The sequence below is a fragment of the Pannonibacter sp. I15F10I1 genome (assembly GCF_900185665.1).
In the GTDB taxonomy this organism is placed as follows: Bacteria; Pseudomonadota; Alphaproteobacteria; order Rhizobiales; family Stappiaceae; genus Pannonibacter; species Pannonibacter indicus.
The window spans coordinates 59,543-83,716 of sequence record NZ_FYAN01000014.1; the positions used below are offsets into that span (position 1 = coordinate 59,543).

Genomic DNA, 24,174 nt, shown 5'->3' on the forward strand with positions numbered 1-24,174 from the left:
CAGGCCGGATTGCTCACATCTGGAAGAGTTTGCCCACATGACCGGCTCCCTGATCCAACAGCTGCAGGATATCGTTGGCCGCCGCTATGTTCACACCGGTGCCCGGGGCACCCGGCGCTTCCGCCGGGGCTACCGCTATGGCGACGGCGAGGTTCTGGCAGCTGTCGAGCCCGGCACGCTGGTGGAACAGTGGCGCGTGCTGGAAGCCTGTGTCGCGGCAGACGTTGCCATCATCTTCCAGGCGGCAAACACGGGGCTGACCGGAGGCTCCACGCCTTTCGGGGATGGCTATGACCGGCCCATCGTCATTGTCTCCACCCTGCGCAACAGGCGCATTGACCTTCTCGACCACGGGCGGCAGGTGCTGTGCATGCCCGGCGCCACCCTCGACCAGCTGGAACGGCAGCTGAAGCCGCTGGGCCGCGAGCCCCATTCCGTCATCGGCTCCAGCTGCATCGGCGCATCGGTGACAGGTGGCATCTGCAACAATTCCGGCGGCTCTCTGGTGCAGCGCGGCCCGGCCTACACCCAGCTGTCGCTGTTTGCGCAGGTGGATGCGGAAGGCCGTCTGCATCTCGTCAATCACCTCGGCATCCGCCTTGGCGGCCAGCCGCTGGACATCCTCTCCCGGCTGGATGCGGGCAGTTACACCGAGGCGGACGTGGACTTCCCGCAAGGTGCGCAGGCGTCCGACATCGAGTACAAGGACCATGTGCGCGACATTGCCGCCCGCACCCCGGCCCGCTTCAACGCCGACCCGCGCCGACACTATGAGGCATCAGGCTCGGCCGGCAAGATCGGCGTCTTTGCCGTGCGGCTTGATACCTTCGCGGTGGCTGAAGAGGAAAAGGTCTTCTACATCGGCACCCGCGACCCGGCCGAGCTGCAGGCCATCCGGCGGCATATTCTGGCAAACTTCAAGAACCTGCCCATTGCCGGGGAATACATGCATGCGGACGCCTTCCGCGCAGCGCAGGTCTGGGGCAAGGATCTCTACCTCTTCATCCGCACCTTCGGCACCGTCAATGTTCCCCGCGCCTTTGCGGCAAAGAGCTGGTTCGACGGCCTGACGGAGCGCTTCGGCCTCGGCAAGGCCGTGTCCGATCACCTGCTGCAATTCGCCAGCCGCTTCCTGCCCGAGCAAATGCCAAAGCGGCTGATCGAATGCCGCGACACCTATCCGCATCACCTGATGATCCGGGCCGGTGACGTCTGCATCGCCGAGACGCGGGACTATCTCACCTCCATCTTCCCGAGCGGGGCCGGCAACTTCATCGAATGCACGGAAGCCGAAGGCAAGGCCGCCTTCCTCAACCGCTTCACCGTGGGCAGCGCCGTGGTGCGCTACCGGGCGGTGCATGGCCGCACGGTGGAGGATATCGTCGCCCTCGATGTTGCCCTGCCGCGCGACACGATCGACTGGTTCGAGACCCTGCCGGATGAGATTTCCGACAAGATGGCGCTGAAGATCTATGTCGGCCACTTCCTCTGCCACGTCATGCATCAGGAGTATCTGGTGAAGAAGGGCGTGGACTGCGAGGCGCTGGAGCACGAGATCTGCGCCCTGCTGGACGCACGCGGCGCGGAATATCCGGCCGAGCACAATGTCGGCCATCTCTATGAGGCAAAGCCCGCGCTGCGGGACTTCTACCGCAGCCTCGACCCCACCAACACCTTCAACCCCGGCATCGGCAAAACCTCAAAATGCCGCCACTGGCACTAAGCCCCGATTGAATGCGGCAGGGCGGCCACCCGCCCGCCGGATATTTGGCTGAATGGCCTTAATCAGCATTTTCTGCCTCCTCTGCGATGCAACACTGCGCCCAAACAGGCCAGACCGCCTTCTGCTGCAGGAGCGCGGTCTTCGGCAAGGCTGGTTGCTCCGGGCAGGACCGCGTGATGAAGACACTGCTGCTTACGAAGGAAGACGTCAAAGGCCTGATCTCCATGGCGGAGGTCATCGGCACCGTGGAAGAGGCCTACAAGGCCTTCAACAGCGGCCTCGTGCAGCAGCCCGGCTACATGGGCCTGCATCTGCCTGCCCCGCGCGGAGAGATCGATTTCAAGGCAGGATACAATCAGGCCAATGAAACCATCACGCTGAAAGCCTCCTCTGGCGGCTTCCCGCATAACCCGGCGGAGCACGGCGTGCCCAGCGGCATGGGAACCGTTCTCCTGTTTGATGCCAGAAGCTGCGCGCTGGCCTGCGTCATGGATGGCAGTCTTCTCACGGGCCTCAGGACGGGCGCATCGGGCGCCGTCTCCGTGAAGGCACTGGCGCGCAAAGATGCCCGGACGGTGGCGGTGATCGGCACCGGCAATCAGGCCCGGATGCAGATCCGCGCCATCCGCGAAGTGATGACGATTGGCGAAATCCACGCCTGGTGCCGGACACCGGAGAAGCTCGCCGCCTTCAAGGACGAGATCGAGCAGGCGTTCGGCATCCCCGTCACCGCAGCCTCCTGCGCCAAAGACGCCGTGGCAGCGGCCGACATCCTGATCACGGCGACCCGGGGCACGGGGCCGGTGGTGGAAGCGGGCTGGGTGAAGCCCGGAACCCACATCATCGCCATCGGCACGGATCAGCACGGCAAGCAGGAATTCGAGCCTGAGATTTTCCGCGGCGCCCGCATCGTTGTGGACTCCCTCTCCCAGTGCATCAGCAAGGGCGAAACCTGGCATCCGCTGAATGCGGGAATCATCACGCAGGAGCAGATCCACGGCGAGATCGGCGAAATCCTGCTGGGGCACAAGCCGGGCCGCGAGAGGGAGGACGAGATCACCATTTTTGATTCCACCGGCATGGCCATTCAGGACAATACGGCCGCCCGGAAGATCTATGACAATGCCGTCGCGCGCAACGCCGGCACCTGGTTCAGCTTCTTCCAGTAATCCATATTCCCCGCCCTCCGGACTTTCAGAAGGCCAACACCAGCATGCGAAACTACCCGACGCTCCAGGATATTCACGACGCAAGAGAGCGGGTGAAGCCGCATATCCGCCACACCCCGCTGCTGCGGGCGGACAAGATCGAGAAGAAGCTGGGCTGCGAGCTTTACCTCAAGCCGGAAACCCTGCAGGTCACAGGTGCCTTCAAGATCCGGGGCGCCCTGAACAAGGTTCTGTCGCTGCCGCGGGAGGAAACCGCCAAGGGCCTCATCTCCAGTTCGTCGGGCAACCATGCCCAGGCGCTGGCCTATGTGGCAAAGATGCTGGGCGTGAAGGTGGTGCTGGTTCTGCCCGTGACCACTCCCAAGCTGAAGATCACCAACACTGAGGCTCTGGGCGCTGAAGTCATCCTGTTTGACGGGGACAACGCCTCCCGCTGGAAGCAGGTCTACGACATCGCGGAGCGCAACAATTACACTGTCGTCCACGGCTTCGAGGATCCGCTGGTGATGGCCGGCCAGGGGACGATGGCCTGCGAGATCCTTGAGGATCTGCCCGATGTCAGCACGGTCATTGTGCCGGTGGGCGGCGGCGGTCTCATCTCGGGCGTGGCGACCGCATTGAAGGAACTCAAGCCTTCGGTGCGCGTCATCGGCGCCGAGCCCGCCCTGACCCCGAAATATTACCACAGCCGTCTGAACGGTGAGCCCACCTCCCTGCCGCTTCTGGACACCATCGCAGACGGCCTGCGGATCAGCGTTCCGGGCCGCAACCCCTATCCCATCATCGAGAAATACGTCGACGAGATCGTCCTCGTCGAAGACGCGCACATCGTCGAGGGCATGCAGGTGCTGGCAAGGGATGCAAAACTGATTGCAGAACCCGCTGCCTCCATCGGCATCGGCGCCCTGCTCGCCGGTTCTCTCAGCCTGGCGCCGGGTGAGAAGGTCTGCGCCATTCTCACCGGTGGCAACTGGGATCTGAGCAGCCTCGCGGACGTCTACAACAGGCTCTGAAACCAAAGCATGATGGACCAGACCTGCTGAAATCAGATCCCGCTGAGACCATCTCAGCGGGATCTGCCTATGGCCTCACATCCCGCGGGCCGCCCCTTCACACCGGCAGCGCAACGGACCCCATGGCGGCCCATCGGAGTGCAGTCCATCCGGCCACAGAGACAGCTGCCCGATCTTTTCCTCTGATAGACCCATGTTCAAACCAGGCCTATGATCTGCCACAGGTCCAGGCAGACTTGGCAAGACCCGCGTGGCGCGAGAGCAAATTCAAGGCATGCTGCGTCAGTGCCGAAAGGCCCGGTATTGTAAAGTCCTTCCAGAGGAAGCTCTGAATGACGAAAACAACAAGCGCCAGAATTATCGAAGCCGCCGAAGTGCTGTTCTATGAGCACGGCCTGCGCAGCGTGAGCGTTGACGCGATCGCAGAAGCCGCCGGCGTCACGAAGCGTACGCTATACTACCACTTTGAAAGCAAGGACGCGCTGATCGCCGCCTATCTGGAAGCACGGGATACCCCGACGGTGGAACGGTACCGCGGCTGGATGGGAAACCCTGCTCTGCCGGTGGCCGAACGGGTGTCCCGGATCTTTGCCTGTCTGGCCGAACACGCCCGGAAGCCCAAATGGCGCGGCTGCGGATTTACCCGCGCGGCCGTGGAACTGGCCGGGCTGCCGGGGCATCCCGCCGTGCTGATGGCGGCAAAACACAAACGGCGTTTCGAGGCCTGGCTGGAACAGGAATTGCGGGACGGGGGCGTAAACTCCCCGCAAAAACTGGCCCGGCAGATCGTGCTGCTGATCGAAGGGACGATTTCTCAGATCCTCATTCATGGCGATGTTTCCTGCGCCCTGACCGCCGGGGAGGCGGCGGCAGCCCTTGTCTTGCTGGACCTCAAGGACCAGCCGGGACAGGAGCGGAAACAGCCGGCACTGGCAGAAACCGGCATGTATACCGGCTAGTGAGTTTCCTATTTCCGGCCCGGCCTTACCGTCAGCGTTCTCTCAAAGGGGAGCGCCAGAATGCAGAAGACCGCCAGCGGGCCATGGACACCGGCCCTTGTGATTTCACTCATTGCCGCAGGGCTGATCCTGTCATTGTCCATGGGGCTGCGCCAAAGCCTGGGCCTGTTCATGGAGCCCATGGTACGCACCACCGGCATCACGGCCGCCGCCTTCGGCTTCGCGATGGCCGCGCAAAACCTTGCCTGGGGCATCGGCCAGCCATTCATGGGCGCAATCTGCGACCGGTTCGGCGGGCGTCTGGTCGTGGCGCTTGCCGCCGTTCTCTATTGTGCCGGCCTTTACATGACCGCCACCGGAGGTCCGGCCGGCCTTTATCTTGGCGGCGGCCTGCTGGTCGGGCTGGCGGTTGCGGCAACTTCGCATGGTGTCCTCGTCGGCATCATCTCGCGCCTCGCCACGCCTGCCATCCGGGCAACGGCCGTTTCCATCCTTGCTGCGGCCGGTTCACTCGGCACCTTTATTGTTGCCCCGGCGGCTCAGGCGATGATCAGCCAGTGGAACTGGCAGGCCGCGCTCGGCGGCCTTGCCCTGCTGGCCGCCACCATGGCTGGCCTTGCCCTGCTGTTCCGGCGCGGCGCGGCGCAAACACAGAGGCATCCGGCACAGGGGCATCAGGCACAGGGGCGTCAGGCACAGGGGCATCAGGATCCGCAAAAGCCCAATGCGCGCCGGGCCATTGCCGATGCTCTGGCCAACCGCAGCTTCGTCATCACCACGGCCGCCTTCTTTGCCTGCGGTTTCCAGCTGATCTTCATTGCGACCCATCTGCCGAATTTCATCGCGATCTGCGGGCTGCCGCCGTCCGTGAGTGCCACGGCGATCGCCCTGATCGGGATCTGCAATGCCATAGGCACACTTGCCGCCGGCTATCTTTGCCAGCGCTGGGGAAATGTTCTTGTGCTGGCGCTGATATACCTGCTGCGCACCTTGGCCATTGCGGCGTTTTTCGCCTTCCCTGTCAGTGTGGAAAGCGCGTTGCTCTTTGCTGCGGCGATGGGGTTCCTCTGGTTGAGCGTCGTTCCGCCCGTCAGCGGGCTCATCAACGGCCTGTTCGGCCCGGCGAATTTCGGCACTCTTTTTGGCGTGATGTTCCTCAGCCACCAGGTGGGTGCATTTCTCGGCGCCTGGCTCGGAGGCCTAAGCTACCAGCTCAGCGGCAGCTACTCGATCAGCTGGCTGTCCCTGATCATTGTCGGCCTGCTCGCCGCCCTCCTGCAGTTCACCGCGCGCGGAGAAAGAGCCACTCCTCTGCAAGCACAGTAAGCTTCGTGGCCGGGGCACGAACGCCCTCCCCGGCCGCTCCCCACTCATGACAGGACAAGACCTGCGCCGCCTGCCGCCGTCTCCCCGGCCGGGCGGATATGCCGTAGTTACAAATGGATATGCGAATGGTGTTGAAGTAATCTTGGTATCCCTGCGATGTTATTCTCCATCGCGGCGCCTGCAGCCCAAGGGGGCCCGGACAACACCTGCGATTGGCAACATGACGCAACAACTTCCACCTCTGAACCCACTCAAGGCTTTTGAAGCTGCGGCGCGCCTCAGCAGCCTCACACTTGCGGCAGAAGAACTGAACGTCAGCCAGGTGGCGGTGAGCCGCCAGGTCCGCGTGCTGGAAGAATATCTGGACGTGGCACTGTTCCGCCGCCTGCACCGCGGCATCGAAATCACCCGCGAGGGCCAGCAATTGTATGAAGGGGTGACCCAGGCCTTTCAGGATATTGCGGGGGCAGCAAGGCTCGTATCCCGGCGCGGACGGCGCGATCTGCTGTCCATCCAGTCCTACACAACCTTCTCCCAGCGCTGGCTGATCCCCCGCCTTGGCCATTTTCATGACACCCACCCGCGGATTGAGGTGCGCCTGTCCTCTTCCACCGCCCCTGTCGATTTCAACGCCCAGAATCTGGACGCGGCCATTCGCTCCGGACGGGGGGATTGGCCGCACCTGCATTCGGAAAAGCTCGTCGATATCGAGCTCATTCCGGTCTGCTCGCCGGTGCTTTATGCCAACGTGAAACTGGCAGCTCCCAAGGATCTGTCAAAGGTGCGGCTGCTGCATTCAATGGCCCGCCCGAATGACTGGGCCTCATGGCTCGCCGCAGCCTCTGCAACAGGCGTCGCCGCCTCCTCCGGTCTGCGGTTCGAAAACTCGGCCCTGGCCTATGAGGCCGCCCTGCTCGACATCGGCGCGGCCATTGCCATCAAGCCTTTTGTGCAGAGACAGCTGCAGAGTGGGGCCCTGATCGCGCCCTTCGACGTGACCTGCAAGACAGGGGAAGCCTATTACTTCACCTGGCCCAAGAACGTGTCGCCCTCAGCTCCCCTGATCAAGTTCCTGGACTGGATCAAGGCGCAGATGGCCTCGGCCGGGCAAACATGACCGTCGCCCCGGCACGCTGATACATCGCGCGTTGCCTACCGGACAGCCGTCCGGCGGACGGGTAGAACACCAGACCCCGGTGTGCCAGGCACACCGGGGTCTGGTTTGAGCCCATAAGGGCTTGTGCACCTCAAAGCCTTGGGACGGCGTCATCCGGCCTGAGGGTCACGAGAGGACCACCAGACCATCCGCAGCACGAACCCCCTGACCGGCCGGCAGCACGAAGACGGGATTGATCTCGGCTTCCGCCAGCCGGCCATCCAGCGCTCCAGCCATGCAGGCAAAGGCGAGGACGGTATCGGTGAGGGCTTCGATATCACCGGCAGGCTTGCCGCGGAATCCGGTCAGCAGCGCCGAGCACTTCAGGCTGTCGATCATCTCGCGGGCCGTCGTCCGGTCCAGCGGCAGCAGTCTTAAAGCAACGTCCTGATACAGTTCGGTGGTCACGCCCCCCGCCCCCAGAAGCACGTAAGCGCCAAGCTGCGGATCCCGGTTGTAGCCCAGGATCATCTCGACACCGCCTGAGATCAGTTCCTGGATCAGGAAACCATCGATCCTGGCCCCGGTCCTGGAGCGCACCCGCTCCAGCATCTGCAGGCAGGCCGTTTCCACATCCTCCGGCATCACGCCCACGGCGACGCCGCCGACCTCGGTCTTGTGCAGGATCTCGTTCGACAGGATCTTGATCACGACCGGTCCGCCGAAGTCCGCCGCAACTTTGGCAGCGTCAGCGGGCGAGGCCGCTGTGGCCTCCCGCGTCACCGGCACGCCGAAACGCTGGAAGAGCATCTTCGCATCCGCTTCGTTGAGCGCTCCGGTGGGCAGATCCTGTGCGTCCTGCACCGGCGGCTGAACCGCCACCGGAACCTTGGCCTTCACGGGCAGCAGCGCCAGCAGGGCCGAAGCACAGCTCTCCGGCGCCTGATAAGCTGCAATGCCGTTGCGGTTCAGGTGGCGCACGATCCCCGGCGCTTCGGGCGAAACATAGGAAATCAGCGGCTTGCCGGTCAGCGCCATCGCCTCCAGCACAGGTCCGGCGACCAGTTCAGGCTGTCCGATCGAAGACGAGCCCACCACCACCACGATGGCATCATAGCTGGGGCTTTCGGCAAGGATCTTCAGGATCGACCGGAACAGATCCGGGCGCAGGCCCGCCAGCGTCACATCAATCGGGTTCCGGTCAAGCACCGCCTCCTGAAGATCCAGCGCCAGCAGTTTGGCCGCCGTCTCCGCGTCGGGAGCCGGCATCTCCAGCCCCGAAAGGCCGAGATTGTCCGCCACAACAGTTGCCGCGCCGCCTGTCGACGTGACGATGGCGACCCGCTTGCCTGTCATGCTCCGTCCAGCGGCCAGCGCGGCCGGGATGTCCAGCAGATCGGCGAAGGTCTGGGCCCGGATGATCCCGAGCTGCGCAAAGAGGGCGTCATAGACCTCATCGGCACCGGCAAGAGCCCCCGTGTGCGAAACCGCCGACTGGGCACCGGATTCCGACCGGCCAACCTTATAGGCAACGATGCGCTTGCCCGCTGCCCGCACCTTCTCGGCCGCCTTGCGGAAGGCGCTGACATTGCGGATCGTCTCCAGATACATCGCGATGACCGTTGTTGCCGGATCATCAGCCAAGGCCTCGAGAAAGTCGGAGACCTCCAGATCGCACTCGTTGCCCGTGGCCACCAGCTTCGAGAAGCCGATCCCGCGCCCGGCGGCCCGGGACAGAAGCGAGCCCATGATGCCGCCGCTCTGCGACAGAAGCGCAATCGGGCCGTCCGTGAACTCTTCGCTTTCCATTGCGCCGGATGCGGTGAGCATGATCCGGTCCGTCAGGTTGACCAGGCCGATGGTGTTCGGCCCGAGGATCCGCATGCTGCCGGCGGCAGCTCTCAGTTCTGCCTGGCGGGCACGGCCTTCTTCACCTGCCTCACCGAAGCCCGAGGCCAGAATGACCGCTGCCTTGGTGCCTGCTTCGGCCAGCTGGCGGACCGCTTCGATCACCCGGTTGGCTCCCAGCAGGATCAGCGCCAGATCCGGAGCTTCCGGAAGGTCGCGCGGGTGGGCATAGGCCTTCAGTCCGGCGACCATGTCCGACTTCGGATTGATCGGATAGATCCTGCCGGAAAAGCCATGGCGCTGCAGATAAGCAATCGGACGGCCTGTCAGCTTGGCCGGATCGTTCGAAGCGCCGACGACAGCAACGCTCTTTGGGTTCAGAATGTCATTGATGACGGACATGACGGGCCTCACTTGCCGGACTTGTTGAGGAAGTCTTCAACCGACTTGCGGTGCTCGGCGGTGGTGTAGCAGATCGCCTGCGCCTCACGGCCCAGGGCGAAGACCTGCTCATCCGTGCTTTCAAATGTCTTGTCGATAATCGCCTTGGTCAGCGCGATGGCAGCCGGCGAACCGATGGTCAGCTCTTCGGCCCAGGCCTGCGCCTCATCCAGCAGCGCATCGGGAGCGGCCACACGGTCGATCATGCCGATGCGCAGCGCCTCATCGGTTTCAAGCACCCGCGCAGTCAGGATCAGTTCCTTGGCCTTGGACAGGCCGACACGGCGCGGCAGGAAATACATGCCGCCGCCATCGGAGACGAGCCCGCGCTTGACGAAGCTCATCGACATCTTCGCCCCTTCCGCCGCGATGATGAAGTCGCAAGCCAGCGCCATGTCGAGCCCGAGGCCGAATGCCGCCCCATTCAGTGCCGCAATGACCGGTTTGGACAGGCCATGGATTGCCGCCACACCCCGGTGAGTGCTCTGCTGGCGCTTCCAGCCGTTAAACGCGACTTCGCCGGCCGGCGCATCCAGACGCGCCCGCATGCCGCCAATGTCTCCGCCCGAGCAGAAGCCTTTGCCTGCTCCCGTGAGAATGACCCCGCGCACGGACTTGTCCGCCCCCGCCGCCTCAAAGGCCGCGATCAGTTCGGCGCGCATCTGGTCATTGATGGCATTGCGCACGTCGGGCCGGTTCAGAGTGATCCGGGCGATACCATTTTGATGGGAAACAGTGATGAATTCTGCTGCGCTCATGGCGGCTCCTCTCCTGAAATATTTAGCTGGCCGCAGATGCGCTTCGGCGGCGGTCCCGGCTGTGACACTCAGATGAAGAATGCCGTTCCGCGCCGCAACCGATCATCAGGCGACCTATGACTAACAAAATGTCAGCCTCGCTTTAGCCTCGCCTGACCCGGCAGGACGTCCCCCTGCAGGATCGCAGTGCGAAGGGCTGCGGCCTCCTCCGGCAGCATCACAGCCGCCGTCAGTTCATCGAACTTGGCAACGAGCTCTGCCTGGGTAAGCGGATCTTCCGGGTCGCCTTTCCGGGTCTGCTGGAAATGCTCCAGCACCCGCCCGTCCGTCAGCGTCACGCGCAACCGCGCCATGCGCTGGCGGGGATAGGCCGCGGCCAGTTCCACGTCGATTTCGACCGAGATCTTCGGCATCAGGCGGCGCAGGCGCGTATCGGCAAGCGCCTCTGGCGAGAAGGCCGCCAGCCGCACGCCGCCCAGGACCATGTCGGCGGCAAGGCAGTGCTGCAGACTGAAGCGCGCCTGCTGCGCCGTCGTCGGATCAGGGTTGTCGCACAGGGTCTTGGTGCCGCCGTAGCCGCGCACGTCAATCGCGGCAATATCGTCCGGACCAAAGCCATACTGAGCGCGCATTGCACGCATGCCGTCGAGCGAAGGAAAGATATGCCCGCAGCATCCGTGGTTCTTCACGGTCATCCGGGTGATGGGCGTCCAGTCTCCGACGCCCTCGAGTGCGGCATCCCAGTTGCCTGTGCCATCACTTGTGGCCGCCGCATAGCCCACGGCCCCGGACAGCGCCTCCGGCGAGGCAGTGGCCCCGCCCGCCGCCGCATAGGCCGCCAGCATGCCCGCCTCGGCGGCATGGCCCGGGTGCATAGCCTTGACCATGCCTTCCCCCTGCATGTTCTGCTGATGCCCGCCAGCAAAACTGGACGCAATGGCAACGGCCGCCGCGATCTTCGCCTCGTCACATCCCAGCAGCATCGCAGCCGCGGCAGCTGCTCCCATCGTGCCTATGGTCGCGGTGGTATGCCAATAACGGTAATGGCTGGGCTGAACGGCCAGCGACAGGCGGCAGCCAAGCTCATACCCTCCGATGACTGCGCGCAGGAACGGCTCCATCCCAACGTTGCGGTGCTGGGCGAGTGCCAGCGCAGCAGCAATCGTCGGACTGCCGGGGTGGTAGCCGCCATCGCGGAAGATATCGTCAAACTCGACGATATGACTGGCCGTGCCATTGATCAGCGCAGCCGTCCTCGGGGCCATTGTCCCGCCCGTCACATAGCAAAGCGCCCGGCCATGCCCCCCTTCGGCTTCAAACGCTTTGGCGAGGATCGTTGCGGGCGGATGGACGCAACCGGCCAGCATCGTCGCAAACCAGTCCAGCACCGCATTGCGCGCTGCCTGCTGCAGGTCAGGCGTCAGCGGGCGCTCATGCCATTGAGCTGCGGAATAGGCGAGATGTTTCAGCGGAGAAACAGCAGTCATAAGCGGTTCCTTTCAGTGCCCGGTCCGGCCGGACCTGACATCGTCATGCTTGGGGCAAACCGTCAGCCGGCCGGAGGCTGCATCACAAGGGGTGAACGGCAGGCCACACACAGATCAGACACAGATCGGGCACTGGCCGTTCACGAGCTTTGAAGCGCTTGCAGGCGATCACATTGCTTCCCGTCTCCAGCGGCGGCGCAGAGCTCCAAATGCCGGCAGAACAAAGGTCAGAACGGCAATGGACAGCAGGATCACGGTCAGCGGATGGGTGTAGAAGATGTCGTAGCTGCCACGGGAGATCACCAGGGCACGGCGGAAATTGGTCTCGATCATCTCACCGAGGACCAGGCCGAGGATGATGGGCGCCAATGGAATGCCAACCTTGCGCAGCCCGTACCCCACAATGCCGAATGCTGTCATCACATAGACCGGGTACATGGAGTTCTGGGACGCATAAGCGCCGATCAACGAAATCGAAGCAACGATGGCGGCGATGGCCGGACGGGGAATATTGGCAACCTGTGCCCAGAGCTTGGCCCCGGCAAGACCGATCAGAACCATCAGCGGCACGCCGATGAACAGGGAGGCAAAGATCGAATAGGGGATCTCCGGGTTCTTGGTGAAAAGCAGCGGCCCGGGCTGGATGCCCTGGATCATGAGCGCGCCGATGAGAACTGCGGTGGTCGCCGAACCGGGGATGCCCAGAGCCAGCAGCGGGGCCATCGCACCCGATACAGCGGCATTGTTTGCCGTCTCGGAGGCCGCCACGCCTTCGATGCTGCCCTTGCCGAATTTCTCCGGCGTCTTTGAGGTCTTCTTCGCGACGGCATAGGAGACAAAGGAGGCGATCGAAGCCCCGGCTCCCGGGATGACACCGATGATGTAGCCGAGAACCGAGCTACGCAGGATGTGCCACTTCAATGTGTAATAGGTGCTCAGCGGAACAGCCATGATGCCATTGATCTTGCTGTTCTTCACCTTTTGCGCCGCTCCCTGCTCTATCATGAACAGAACTTCGGAGAGGGCATAGAGTCCGAGCAGAACCGGCACGAGCGGCAGGCCTTCAAAAAACTCCGGGCTGTAGGTGAAGCGCGGCACCCCGGTCTGTGTGTCCAGCCCCACCGTTGCAAAGGCAAGCCCCAGGCCCATGGCGATGAGCCCCTTCAACGGAGAGCCGTCAGACAGGCCGGAAACGAGGCTGAGACCAACCAGAGCCAGCGCGAAATACTCGCCCGGCCCGAAACGCAGGGCCAGTTCCGACAAGGGGATTGCGGTCAGCACCAGCAAGGTGGCCGACACCAGGATGCCGATACCCGACCCGATGATCGAAACATTCAAGGCAACGCCCGCCTTGCCCTGCTGCGTCAGCGGATAGCCGTCCCAGGCAGTCGCTACGGCAGCAGCCGTGCCCGGGGTGTTGATCAGAACCGCCGTGATCGCTCCGCCGTACTCGGCAGCAACATACAGGCCGACCAGCATGACGATCGCCACAACCGGGTCCATGCCATAGGTGAACGGGATCATCAGGGCCACACCCAGGCTGGGCCCAAGGCCGGGAATGGCGCCGATGAGATATCCAGCAAGGGCCCCGAAGATCAGCCCCAGCCAGACATATGGATCCGAGAAGGTGCTAAAACCGAACAAAAGTGCATCAATCATGTCTGGCCTCAGGGAAGCTGGATGCCAAGGGCATAGGTGAAGAGGCTGTAGATCACGGCCGTCAGAGCCACCGGCGTGAGGATCAGGTGAAGGGGCCGGCGCTCACCGCATGTCAGCATGATGAGGCACGAGAAGATCAGGATGACCGGGATCGACCCCGCAGCTTCAAACAGCTTGGCCTGCGCGATCAACAGGATAAGGCAGACGAGAACCCAGAGAGGCCTGCCGATGACGACCGGCGCACGCACCTCGCCGCGAATGTGCCGGATCACTCCGGCCAGCAGCATCACCGCAGAGGCTACGAAAACAAGCCCCCCGGCGATCGACGGAAAACGCCCCGCTCCGACGTCAGCGCGGTTGAGCGATGCAGGCAGTGACAGAGCTTCAGACCAGTAGAAGCCTGCAGCAGCCAGCAGGATCAAACCGGCAGCGATTTCCGCCCACAGAATGGGGAACTGAGTATTGTTTGCAAGCGCCGGACCGGCCTTCGCCGCGTTTCCTGCGTGGCTCATGATCATCCTCCTCGAGGGCAACACCGTGGGGAGGGTACCGCCAGCCCGATGAGCTTGCGGTACCCTTGCGCCTTACTGCACCAGTCCGGCGTCCTTCAGCGTTTCAGCGGCAACCTCGTTCATCTGCTTGATGTATTCGCGGTACTCGGCAGGCCCTGCAGTCGAAGAGACGACGCCGCTTTGCGTTTCAAAGTTGCGGAACTCCTCCGTCGCCTGCGCCTTGTGGAACGCAGCCGCAATCTTCTCCTGCAGGTCCTCCGGGATACCCGGAGGGCCGAAAAGACCGCGGAGCTGCTGCCAGTCGGGGCTCACGGCAAAGCCCTGTTCGGCAAAGGTCTGCACCTCGGGCAGCGATTCCAGACGGCCATGCCCCAGAATGCCGAGACCAACCACCCGGTCTGCCTCGAAGAACGGCAGCGCCGGCCCGGGATTTGCGATAGCTGCATCCACATAGCCACCCAGCAAACCGGTGATGACCTCAGGCGTGCTGTTGAAGCCAACCCAGTTCACGCTGAACCCGGCCTCCTTCGCCAGCATCGACACGGCGAGGTGCTGTACTGAGCCAGCCGAACCGAAACCGCCAATTGTCACCTGCCCGTCCGGCGAAGCCTTTGCTTTTTCCACCAGGTCCGAAAGCGAGGTCATGCCCGACTGCGGATTGGCCATCAGCACGTGCGGATCAAACTGAAAGATCGCAATCCAGCTGAAATCCTCCGGCGCAAAGGTACCTTTCAGATTGGTCTGCATGGCCGTGAAGTGGCTCATCGTGTTGACGCCGAGGGTCAGGCCATCGGCCGCCGCCGCACGGATGACAGCCATTTGCTTGGCGCCTGCCGCGCCTTGTGCATTGTGAATGACGAGCGGCTGGCCGATGACAGGCTCCAGAGACCGCGCCAGCGTGCGGGCGAAGATATCGGAAGCTCCCCCTGGGCCGGTGTGAAGAACCAGTGTGACCGGGCCCGCAGGCTTCCACTCTCCCCCGTCCTGCGCCAGGGCAGGCGCTGACAGGGCCAGTGCGGCCAGCCCGCATGCGAACGCAGAATATCTTATCCATGCCGAAGACATGTGCTTTCCTCCCGAAACAAGTCTGTTTGGATATGCGCCCCTCAGGCGGGGCCACCGGCTGGCCGGGCCGTCAAAACGGCCGCCGGCCTTACTGGGACAGCGCGCCGGTTGCTTCCAGTCCCTTGCGGGCCAGCTCAATCATGGAGTTGACGCGTTCGGCGTATTCCTGCGGGCCAAAGCGCGTGCCCGTAATGGCCGACTGTTCCTGATACCGCTGGAACTCTTCGCTCTGCATCGCCTCGATCAGCCCGTCGGCAAGCTTCTGCTTGATCCCGTCCGGAATGCCGGCCGGGCCATAGATGCCGCGGATCTGCTGCCATTCAGGATCTGCGTCATAGCCCTGTTCGGCGAAGGTCTGCACTTCGGGGAAGGTCGGCGACCGCTCTTCTGCCAGCACCCCAAGAATGCGCACGCGCCCGGCCTCCGCGAATTCAGCCACCACACCCGGATTGGCAACGGCCAGCTCGATATGCCCGCCGAGAAGACCGGTGATTGCTTCGGTGGAAGCGTCGTAGCTGACCCAGTCCATTTCCACGCCGGCTGAATCGATGACCAGCTTCGTGGCGATGTTGGCAATGGACCCGACGGCACCATAGCCGCCAGCCGTCACGGGCTTGCCGCCGGTCTTGGTGGCCTCGATGAACTGGGCGAATGTCTCATGAGGACTGTCGGCACGCACGAACAGCACATGCGCATCCTGCTGAACCATTGCAATCCAGCTGAAGTCCTCCGGCGAGAACACGCCCTTCAGATTGGTCTGCATCGCCGTGAAGTGGCTTAAGGTATTGACCCCGATCGTATAACCGTCCGGCGCCGAGGCCTTGACGGCGGCCATTTGCGCGGCGCCCCCGCCGCCTGCCCGGTTGACCACAACGAGTGGCTGTCCGAAGACCTTTTCGGCAGAGCGGGCCAGCGTGCGGGCGAAAATGTCGGATGCGCCGCCGGGGGCATTCTGCACCACGATTTCGATCGGCTTCGCCGGAAAATTGGCCGCGTCCTGCGCCGATGCCGGCAAAGCCAGCAGCATGGCAGACACAAGTGCCCCGGTAACTCTCTTCATTGAAAATCCTCCCAGTCCTGCGCCAGTTCCCCTCCCGGGACCGGCGTCTGAACAAAGTAAGGATTATGCGGCGGCGTTGACCTGACGAAATGTTGGGCAAGCCAAAACATTGCAGGCGGGCAGGCTTGTAATTCAACCTGTTTTCACGATCCGCCCGGATTTGTGGGGCGTGCCCCAACAAATCATCAGGCAGCACGGAACCACTCCCGGCGTCAGGTAAACCGCCGCATTCGTCATGGGACGGTCAAGCCGGCTTGCGCAGAGTTGAAAACTCCGGCGGCTCATTCACCTGTTCGAGCAGCCAGTCGATGAAGGCCCGCGTCTTGGGCGCGACGGAAAGGGTGGTCGGCCAGACGATGTGAAAGGCCGCGCCCGTAGGGACCGGGCTGCGAAGCGGCTGGATCAGCCTTCCTGCAGCGAGTTCCTTCTCCAGCAGTCCCATCTGGCCGATGGCAAACCCCAGCCCTCTTTGAGCCGCGCTGTAGGTCAGCAATGAGCTGTCGAACTCCACACCTTCCCGGAACGGCAGATCGACCCCTGTTGCTTCCGCCCAGTCCTGCCAGGCGCGGCGGCGGTAACGCGAGTGCAGGAGTTCGGCTCCGATCAGATCCGCCGGCCTGGAGACCGGATGCTGCACCAAGTGCTCAGGGCTGCAGACCACGTCGATTTCCTCATCAAACAGGCGGCGGCTGCGCGCTTCACGCCAGGTTCCGGTGCCGAGCTGGATGGCGGCATCAAGATAGGTGCCACGGAAGTCCAGCGGCTCGACAACCGTATCCATGCGCACCCGCAGGCCGGGATGGCGGGCCTGAAAATCGGGAAGGCGCGGCATCAGCCAGAAATGCGCAATGCTGGGATAGAGCCGCAAATGGATCGTGCGCTCCGTCTCATGGCTCAGCATCCGCTGGGTACAGCGCTCAAGCTCATCGAAAATCGTTGCGATCTCCGCCCCGAAAGCCCGGCCGACTTCGGTCAGCCGGGCCGAGCGTGAGCCCCGTTCAAACAGCCGGACATTGAGGTAGTCCTCAAGGATCGCAATCTGGCGGCTGATCGCGACCTGACTGACGCCCATTTCCTGAGCCGCGGCGGTGAAGGTCTTGTGGCGCGCTGCGACAGAGAAGGCCCGCAACGGATTGAGCGGAAGATTCAGACGGCGATTATCCATAACTTCTAGTTTTCCTTATGTGAGAAAACATCAGTTTTTCAGAGTCGAGAGCAGCATAAACTAAGCCAACCGCGAACCCAAGGATTGAAAATGGACTTCACCCTTAGCAGCGAACAGCATCTGTTCCAGGAGACCGTGAGGCGCTTTGCGGCGAACGAACTGGCCGCAGGCGCGGCGGTGCGGGCCCGCAACCCGGCCTATCCCTGGGATGTGGCCCGCAGGATGGCTGCGATGGGGCTGATGGGCATTGCCCTGCCGGAGGAAGATGGCGGCATGGGCGGCACGCTGCTGGACTCCATCCTGGCCATCCAGGCGGTAGCGGAAATATGCCCGCGCAGCGCCGATACGATCCAGGCCGGGAACTTCGGCCCCGTCCGCACCTTCGCTGAATTCGCCACACGGGAACAGAAGGCAAGGTATCTCGGCCCGATCCTGCGCGGCGAGACGGTGATTTCCCTTGGGATGACCGAGCCCGAAGCCGGCTCGGCTGTGACGGACTTGCAGACCTCCGCGACACCCGATGGCGAAGGCTTTCGCGTCAATGGCACCAAAGTCTTCGGAACCCACAGCACCGAGGCTCAGGTGTTCCTGGTCTACGTGCGGTTTGGCCCGGGTCTGGATGGCATCGGTTCGGTGCTGATCGAAAAAGGCGCACCCGGTTTCACCATCGGCCAGCCCTCCGCCTTCATGAACGGCGAGACATGGGCACAGCTCTATTTCGACGATGTCCATGTTGCCCCGCAGGACGTGCTGATCGGGCCCGGAGGTTTCCGCAAGCAGATCTCAGGCTTCAATGTGGAACGGCTCGGAAATGCGGCACGCGCCGTGGCTGCGGGGCGCCATGCGTTCAACATTGCCCGTGACCACGCCCTGCACCGCAGGCAATTCGGCCGGCCGCTCTGCGAGTTTCAAGGCATTCAGTGGAAATTCGCCGAGATGGCCATGAAGCTGGAAGCGGCACAGCTTCTGCTGATGCGGGCAGCGGTCAACGCGGGGCCGGGGCTGCCAAACGCCAATGAAACGGCACTTGCCAAACTCGCCTGCAACGAGGCTGGCTTTTTCGCCGCAAACGAGGCCTTGCAGGTGATGGGCGCAATGGGCTTCAGCGAAGACAGCACCGTGCAATATTGCCTGCGCCGCACCCGCGGCTGGATGATTGCCGGCGGTTCGGCCGAGATCCTGAAGAACCGTGTGGCCGAAGACATCTTCGGGCGCAGCTTCCCGCAGCGCCCTCCCCGTTCCTGAAAAGGCTCCCTAACCGGCGGCTTGCAGCCACGGCCATCATGCGAAAACGGGCAAGAGCGCGCCGGTCAGGTGCGGGCGAGGAACATCGGCCCGCCCTTGTGCCTTGGAAAGCCGTAGCCGGCGGTCATCACCACGTCGATGTCCGCCTCGCTTTCGGCAATCCCCTCATCCAGGATTGCCTGACCTTCGGCCTGCATGACGCGCAAAATACGGCCCATGATTTCGGCTTCGCCGAAAGTCCGGCGCTCAAACCCTGCCCTGGCGCTTTCTTCTTCAATGATTTTCGTCACTTCGGCATCGATCTGCGGCGTGTTACCGGTGTAGTCATACCAGCCCTTGCCAGTCTTGCGCCCCAGACGGCCTGCCTCGCACAATCTGTCTGCAATGCGTGAATAACGCTCGCCTGCAGGACGGTGCCCGGCTCTCGCCTTCCGCTGGGCCCAGGCGATGTCCAGCCCGCTCATGTCCTGCACCTTGTAAAGGCCCATGGCAAAACCGAAGGCCTCCATGGCGGCATCGATCTGATGGGGCAGCGCCCCCTCTTCCAGCATGAACTCACAATCCCGCCGGTAGGCACTCATGATGCGGTTTCCGATGAAGCCGTCACAGACGCCCGAAACGACGGCAATCTTCTTGAGATGCCGGGCCAATGCTCCGGCCGTTGCCAGGGCCGTCGAACCGGTGTTCCGGCCGCGCACCACTTCCAGAAGTTTCATCACATGGGCCGGAGAGAAGAAATGCAGGCCCAGCACACGGGCAGGATGGGCGGCTGCATCTGCCAGGACATTCACGTCCAGGTATGAGGTGTTGGTGGCCAGAACAGCCCCGGCGGGCATCACCCTGTCCAGTTCCGCAAACACTTCGCGCTTCACGGCCATGTCCTCAAACACCGCTTCAATCACGAGGGGGCAGTCCGCCAGAACAGCATAGTCAGATGCCGTGGCCAGCCGTGCCAGCGCTGCGGTCTGCTCCCCGGCCGGAATTGCCCCCCGGGCGGCACTGGCCGCCAGCGTGCTGGCAATGCGTTCCCGCGCCTTTTCCGCCGCCTCTGCGTCCCGCTCGATCAGCCGGACGCTTGAGCCCGCCAGCAGCAGCGCCGTGGCAATGCCGGCCCCCATTGTGCCGCCACCAATCACACCGGCCTGGTCAAGGCTGACGGGAGTGGCCTCCGTATCGCGCAGACTGCGACCCGCATTCCGTTCGGCGAAGAAGACATGGCGCAGCGCCCTGGACTGATCGCTGAGGGACAGGCGCAGGAAACGCTCGCGCTCAGCGGCCAGAGCCTCAGCCGCCGGCAGCCGCGCGGCAGCACGCAGCGCCGCCAGCGCCTCCAGCGGCGCTTCGGCTCCCCGGCTCTTGCGGGCCAGAGCCCGTTCTTCCACGTCCCAGTCAATGGCCTCTGCGCCGCGCACCGGCCTCTCCAGCAAGGGCAGGCCCGGGACGAAGGTCCGTGCCATGGCTTCGGCCGCTTCGATCAGATCGCCCTCCGCCAGCTGGTCCACAAGCCCGGCCTGCAGCGCCTCAGCCACATCGACGGGTTTGCCGCCGGTGATCATCCGGATCGCAAGATCCATCGGCACAAGACGGGGCAAGCGCACCGTGCCGCCGGACCCAGGCAGGATGCCAAGGTTCACTTCGGGCAGGCCCAGGCGGGTTTGCGGCTGGGCAATCCGGCCGTGACAGGCCATGGCCAGTTCCAGGCCGCCGCCCAGCACGGTTCCCTTCAACGCAGCGATCCAGGGCACGCGCGAGGTTGCAATGGCCCTCAGCACCTCCGGCAGAAAAGGCTCAAGCGGATTGCCAAGCTCGTTGATATCGGCGCCGGACACGAAGGTCTGGCCCACGCAGGAAAGCACCACGCCGGTGATGACAGCATCGCGCTCGACCTGCTCTGCCGCAGCCGCCAGCTCTTGGCGCACAGCCTGATTGAGTGCATTCACCGGCGGATTGCCGATGACGATGTGGGCAATGCTGCCGTGAACGGTCAAGGTGACGGGGTGCATGTATCCTCCGGTGACAGGTCTGGACGGGCGCAGGGACAGGCCGGCGTGAAAGCCGCAAATGGCACATGCTGAAAGACCGCAAGCATGCTTTCTTGCTCTGCTGCACGGCAGCACGCCCCGGCTGAACGCCCCCGTCCACAAAAGAAAGAATGCTGCGCGGGACCCTGCCCCACGCTGCCGGACTGTATATAAAAGGCGGGTCCGAAAGCTGTAACATAACCATTCGTCAGGCTAAGCCATGCCTAAAGACAGTTGATCATGCCGGGGGAACGGCCGAACCTCGGCAGCAGGGAGAGGCTCAATGACTGACCTTCATTTCGAAGCGGACCCTGCAGGGCATCCGCCTTTGCTGCTGGTGCATGGCTTCCTGTCCAGCAGAAACCACTGGCTTGCGAATGCAAATCTCTCCAGACACTTCCGTCTGATCCGGGTTGATCTGCCCGCCCATGGCAAGAGCCCGGCACCATCCGATGACCTGGCCTATACACCTGAGGCAATGACCCTCGCACTGGACCGGCTGCGCCAGCACCTCGGCATTGAGCGATGGTTCATGTGCGGCCAGAGTTTCGGTGCCGGACTGACGTTGCGCTACGCACTGGACCATCCCGAAAGGGTGATCGCCCAGGCCTTCACCAATGCAAATGCGGCCCTGCGCGGCGCGTGGGATGACGCGCGTCTGGCCGCACATCAGGCGAGAATTGACGATCTGCGCGAAAACGGGCGGCCCGCACTGCGCCGCTTCGCCTTCCATCCCTGTCATGCCCGCCGGTTTCCGGAAGAGATCCGCAAACAGCTCGCCTCGGATGCGGACAACTGCGATGTTGAAGGGATCATCCGGATCATGCGCATGGGCACGCCCCGCCTGTCCGTCATCGGCCGTCTTTCGGAAACGCAGGTTCCCTCGCTTCTGATCAACGGCCTGCGCGAGCGGGCCTTTCAGCCGGTCCGGGATCTGGCGCTGGCCACCTTGCCCGGCCTTCAGGTCATCGATCTGGACGGCGGGCACTCCATCAACATCGAACAGTCCGAAGGCTTTGACAGCGCGGTAACCCGCTTTTTCACCGCCTGTCTGGCTGGAGCTGACCCATTCCATGCCCGTTAGATCGCTTGCAACCTTGCCGCTCATATATCTGGCAGCGGCCTGTGGCGGCTGGGTGATGACACGCATCGGCGCGCCGCTGCCCTGGATGATCGGGCCGCTGATTGTCACCGCTCTCCTTTATGTCAGCGGTCTTGCCACGCTGGTCATTCCCGTGAAGACACGCCCAGCCGGGCAGATCATCGTCGCGGCACAAGTGGGCCTCTTCTTCTCACCAGCCGCCTTCGGCAAGCTGATCGAGTTGTCGCCCCTTCTGGTCGGCATGGCCCTGGCCACCGCCGTTTGCGCCTGCCTGACGGCCTATGTTCTGGCCCGGCTGTCGGGCATGGGCATGGTTCCGGCCTTCCTCTCCACCATTCCCACCAGTCCGGTTGAAGCTGCCGTCATTGCCGAGAAGCTCGGCCTGCCGCATGGACCGGTGATCTTTGCCCAGACCCTGCGCATCGCCTCCATTGTCGTGCTGGTGCCGGTGGCACTCTACGCCGTGGACGGCTGGCCCGACCGGAGCAGCGCAGGCGCAGCCGCACCTGTCAGGCCGTTTGAGACGCTTGCTCTTTTTGCCGCGGCGGCTGCAACCGCTCTGGTTTTCCGCAAGCTGCGGATCTCCAATCCCTTTTTCCTCGGGGCGCTTGCCGCATCTGCGGCAATCACCGCAGCTGGCGTGACGCTGGCTCCTTTTCCGCCTGTGGTCCTGTCCATGGCCCAGATCCTGCTCGGCACCTGGCTGGGTTCGACATTCCGCCGGTCGCTCTTCACTTCGGCGGGACGCCTGGTTGGATCGATCGCCCTGTCAACGCTGCTGTTTGTCCTGCTCAGCACCGCATGCGGCCTAATTGCAGCAAGCCTGCTGGGGATGGGATGGGAGAACCTGGTCCTTGGTGCGGCTCCCGGCGGCGTAACGGAGATGGCTTTGACGGCCAAGTTCCTCGAACTGGACGTCGCCCTGATAACCGCATTTCACCTTGTCCGCATATTCCTGATCGTGCCCTTCATCCCTGCGCTCAGCAGGCTGATGCACCGTCTGGAGCAGCGGGCTCCGGACCGCTGACCGCCAACGAGGGCACAGCTATGACAGACTGGCCGCCGCAGCGCCTGAACGCCCCGGATCCATCAACCTACACAGCGCGGCAGCAGGAGATTCACCACACGATCGCCTCCGGCCCGCGCGGCGGGGTTCGCGGACCGCTTGCCGTGTGGTTGCACCGCCCCGAACTTGCCGCTCTCGCCCAGGATCTCGGGCGCTACTGCCGCTATGACAGCACGCTGGACCCGTGCCTGTCTGAACTGGCGATCCTGGTCACAGGCCGCATCTTCGGGTCGGAGTATGAATGGCAGGTCCACAAGGAACACGCTCTCAAGGCCGGTCTTTCCCCGGACATCATTGAGGCAGTCCGGCTGAACCAGCGCCCCGCCTTCGCCAATGAAAAGCAGGAGGTGGTTCACGACGTGGCCCGTGCGGCACATGAGACACGGACCGTGGATGATGCGCTTTATAGAAGGGCTGTGGCTGTTCTGGGCGCGCAGCGCATGGTCGATCTGACCGGGCTGCTTGGCTACTACACCCTGATTTCCCTGACGATCAACATTTTCCGGATCCCGCCTTTGGGCAACACGCCTCCGGATCTGCCGGGCACCTGACCACAAGGAAACAAGGGAGGAGACTGACATGGCAAGACGTCTGGAGAACAAGGTCGCGATCATCACGGGCGCAGGCTGCGTTGGCCCTGGCTGGGGCAATGGGCGTGCGGCATGTGTGCGCTTTGCCGAAGAAGGTGCGAAGATCTTCGCCGCCGATCTGAAGCCGGAAACGATGGAGGAAACGCTCGCCCGCACCCGTGAGGCTGGCGACGAGATCGAGCCCTATCTTTGCGATGTTACCAGCCAGAGCGCAGTGCTCGACATGGTCGAAGCCTGCATCGACCGTTTCGGCCGGGTGGACATTCTGGTGAACAATGTCGGCGGCTCCGCCAAGGGAGGAGCGGTAGAACTGGACGAAGCCACCTGGCACCGTCAGCTGGATGTGAACCTGAAATCGGTCTTCCTCACCTGCAAGGCCGTTCTGCCGCATATGGTGGCGCAAGGGTCCGGCTCGATCATCAACACATCCTCCACCTCAGGGATACGTTACACGGGCTCCCCGCAGGCCGCTTACGCCGCTGCCAAGGCTGCGATCATCCAGTTTTCACGCGTCACCGCCGTCGAATTCGCGCCAAAGGGTATCCGTGTCAACACGGTCGTGCCCGGACAGTTGCACACGCCGATGGTCGAGACACGGCTGGCAGGACAGCGCATGGGGGGCGATGTCGATGCGCTGCTGCAATCGCGCCTCAAAAGGATCCCCATGGGCTGGATGGGCGACGGGCGCGACACCGCAAATGCGGCGCTCTTCCTCGCCTCGGACGAAGCGCGCTTTATCACCGGCACAGAGATCATCGTCGACGGCGGCATGAGTGTCCGCTGCGACTGAATACCAAGACGTGATGCAACGGCCCCGAAAACCCTGATAGAATTGTGGCTGGCCCGGGCTTCGAGCGCCGCATTTTTTG

At 63.3% G+C, this 24,174-nt stretch carries 20 protein-coding genes; 11 read left to right on the forward strand and 9 right to left on the reverse strand.

Annotation, left to right across the window (positions count from 1 at the left end):
- Positions 1 to 37 precede the first annotated feature (37 nt).
- The 6 genes from dld (at position 38) to gcvA (ending at position 7,307) form a co-directional block, all read left to right on the forward strand.
- On the forward strand, positions 38 to 1,723 hold the full coding sequence (gene dld / locus IF10I1_RS09980) for a D-lactate dehydrogenase (RefSeq protein ID WP_186424477.1): 1,686 nt from the start codon (positions 38 to 40) through the stop codon (positions 1,721 to 1,723).
- 176 nt (positions 1,724 to 1,899) lie between these two features.
- Positions 1,900 to 2,892, forward strand: a complete 993-nt coding sequence (locus IF10I1_RS09985) for an ornithine cyclodeaminase family protein (protein ID WP_186392640.1) — start codon at positions 1,900 to 1,902, stop codon at positions 2,890 to 2,892.
- 44 nt (positions 2,893 to 2,936) lie between these two features.
- Positions 2,937 to 3,905: a threonine/serine dehydratase gene (locus tag IF10I1_RS09990; RefSeq protein ID WP_186392641.1), complete on the forward strand. Its 969-nt coding sequence runs from the start codon at positions 2,937 to 2,939 to the stop codon at positions 3,903 to 3,905.
- 332 nt (positions 3,906 to 4,237) lie between these two features.
- Positions 4,238 to 4,864: a TetR/AcrR family transcriptional regulator gene (locus tag IF10I1_RS09995; protein WP_186392642.1), complete on the forward strand. Its 627-nt coding sequence runs from the start codon at positions 4,238 to 4,240 to the stop codon at positions 4,862 to 4,864.
- A 60-nt stretch (positions 4,865 to 4,924) separates the two neighbouring features.
- Positions 4,925 to 6,190: an MFS transporter gene (locus IF10I1_RS10000; RefSeq protein ID WP_186392643.1), complete on the forward strand. Its 1,266-nt coding sequence runs from the start codon at positions 4,925 to 4,927 to the stop codon at positions 6,188 to 6,190.
- 220 nt (positions 6,191 to 6,410) lie between these two features.
- The gene (gene gcvA, locus IF10I1_RS10005) at positions 6,411 to 7,307 is read left to right on the forward strand and encodes a transcriptional regulator GcvA (protein WP_186392644.1); all 897 of its coding nucleotides are present in this window, start codon (positions 6,411 to 6,413) and stop codon (positions 7,305 to 7,307) included.
- A 165-nt stretch (positions 7,308 to 7,472) separates the two neighbouring features.
- Here the strand turns inward: gcvA and IF10I1_RS10010 are convergent, their stop codons facing one another.
- The 8 genes from IF10I1_RS10010 to IF10I1_RS10045 form a co-directional block, all read right to left on the reverse strand.
- Positions 7,473 to 9,536, reverse strand: a complete 2,064-nt coding sequence (locus IF10I1_RS10010; RefSeq protein ID WP_186415129.1) for an acetate--CoA ligase family protein — start codon at positions 9,534 to 9,536, stop codon at positions 7,473 to 7,475.
- An 8-nt stretch (positions 9,537 to 9,544) separates the two neighbouring features.
- The gene (locus tag IF10I1_RS10015; RefSeq protein WP_050473062.1) at positions 9,545 to 10,333 is read right to left on the reverse strand and encodes an enoyl-CoA hydratase/isomerase family protein; all 789 of its coding nucleotides are present in this window, start codon (positions 10,331 to 10,333) and stop codon (positions 9,545 to 9,547) included.
- A 131-nt stretch (positions 10,334 to 10,464) separates the two neighbouring features.
- The gene (locus IF10I1_RS10020) at positions 10,465 to 11,820 is read right to left on the reverse strand and encodes an MmgE/PrpD family protein (RefSeq protein ID WP_186392646.1); all 1,356 of its coding nucleotides are present in this window, start codon (positions 11,818 to 11,820) and stop codon (positions 10,465 to 10,467) included.
- 168 nt (positions 11,821 to 11,988) lie between these two features.
- Complete coding sequence (locus IF10I1_RS10025) at positions 11,989 to 13,479, reverse strand: tripartite tricarboxylate transporter permease (protein ID WP_050473060.1); 1,491 nt, start codon at positions 13,477 to 13,479, stop codon at positions 11,989 to 11,991.
- 8 nt (positions 13,480 to 13,487) lie between these two features.
- The gene (locus tag IF10I1_RS10030) at positions 13,488 to 13,991 is read right to left on the reverse strand and encodes a tripartite tricarboxylate transporter TctB family protein (protein WP_186392647.1); all 504 of its coding nucleotides are present in this window, start codon (positions 13,989 to 13,991) and stop codon (positions 13,488 to 13,490) included.
- A 72-nt stretch (positions 13,992 to 14,063) separates the two neighbouring features.
- A complete protein-coding gene (locus tag IF10I1_RS10035) occupies positions 14,064 to 15,056 on the reverse strand; it encodes a tripartite tricarboxylate transporter substrate binding protein (RefSeq protein WP_050473058.1) in 993 nt (330 codons plus the stop codon).
- 88 nt (positions 15,057 to 15,144) lie between these two features.
- Complete coding sequence (locus IF10I1_RS10040; protein ID WP_082205950.1) at positions 15,145 to 16,116, reverse strand: tripartite tricarboxylate transporter substrate binding protein; 972 nt, start codon at positions 16,114 to 16,116, stop codon at positions 15,145 to 15,147.
- 244 nt (positions 16,117 to 16,360) lie between these two features.
- Entirely contained in the window at positions 16,361 to 17,281 is a 921-nt protein-coding gene (locus IF10I1_RS10045) for a LysR substrate-binding domain-containing protein (RefSeq protein ID WP_050473056.1), read from the reverse strand.
- A 90-nt stretch (positions 17,282 to 17,371) separates the two neighbouring features.
- Between IF10I1_RS10045 and IF10I1_RS10050 the strand changes: the two genes are divergently transcribed.
- Positions 17,372 to 18,526 (forward strand): acyl-CoA dehydrogenase family protein, encoded by a 1,155-nt coding sequence (locus tag IF10I1_RS10050; RefSeq protein WP_186424478.1) that lies wholly within the window; start codon positions 17,372 to 17,374, stop codon positions 18,524 to 18,526.
- A gap of 65 nt (positions 18,527 to 18,591) precedes the next feature.
- Here the strand turns inward: IF10I1_RS10050 and IF10I1_RS10055 are convergent, their stop codons facing one another.
- Entirely contained in the window at positions 18,592 to 20,529 is a 1,938-nt protein-coding gene (locus IF10I1_RS10055; RefSeq protein ID WP_186392649.1) for a 3-hydroxyacyl-CoA dehydrogenase NAD-binding domain-containing protein, read from the reverse strand.
- Positions 20,530 to 20,830: 301 nt separating this feature from the next.
- Here IF10I1_RS10055 and IF10I1_RS10060 point away from each other — a divergent pair, with 301 nt between their 5' ends.
- The 4 genes from IF10I1_RS10060 to IF10I1_RS10075 are packed head-to-tail and all read left to right on the forward strand — an operon-like array spanning position 20,831 to position 24,095.
- Positions 20,831 to 21,631, forward strand: coding sequence for an alpha/beta fold hydrolase (locus IF10I1_RS10060; RefSeq protein ID WP_186392650.1), 801 nt, complete (start codon positions 20,831 to 20,833; stop codon positions 21,629 to 21,631).
- Positions 21,621 to 22,676: an AbrB family transcriptional regulator gene (locus IF10I1_RS10065; RefSeq protein WP_186392651.1), complete on the forward strand. Its 1,056-nt coding sequence runs from the start codon at positions 21,621 to 21,623 to the stop codon at positions 22,674 to 22,676. The genes IF10I1_RS10060 and IF10I1_RS10065 overlap by 11 nt, the downstream gene beginning before the upstream one ends.
- A 20-nt stretch (positions 22,677 to 22,696) precedes the next feature.
- A complete protein-coding gene (locus IF10I1_RS10070) occupies positions 22,697 to 23,266 on the forward strand; it encodes a carboxymuconolactone decarboxylase family protein (RefSeq protein WP_186392652.1) in 570 nt (189 codons plus the stop codon).
- 28 nt (positions 23,267 to 23,294) lie between these two features.
- Positions 23,295 to 24,095: an SDR family NAD(P)-dependent oxidoreductase gene (locus IF10I1_RS10075; protein WP_186392653.1), complete on the forward strand. Its 801-nt coding sequence runs from the start codon at positions 23,295 to 23,297 to the stop codon at positions 24,093 to 24,095.
- Positions 24,096 to 24,174: the final 79 nt, after the last annotated feature.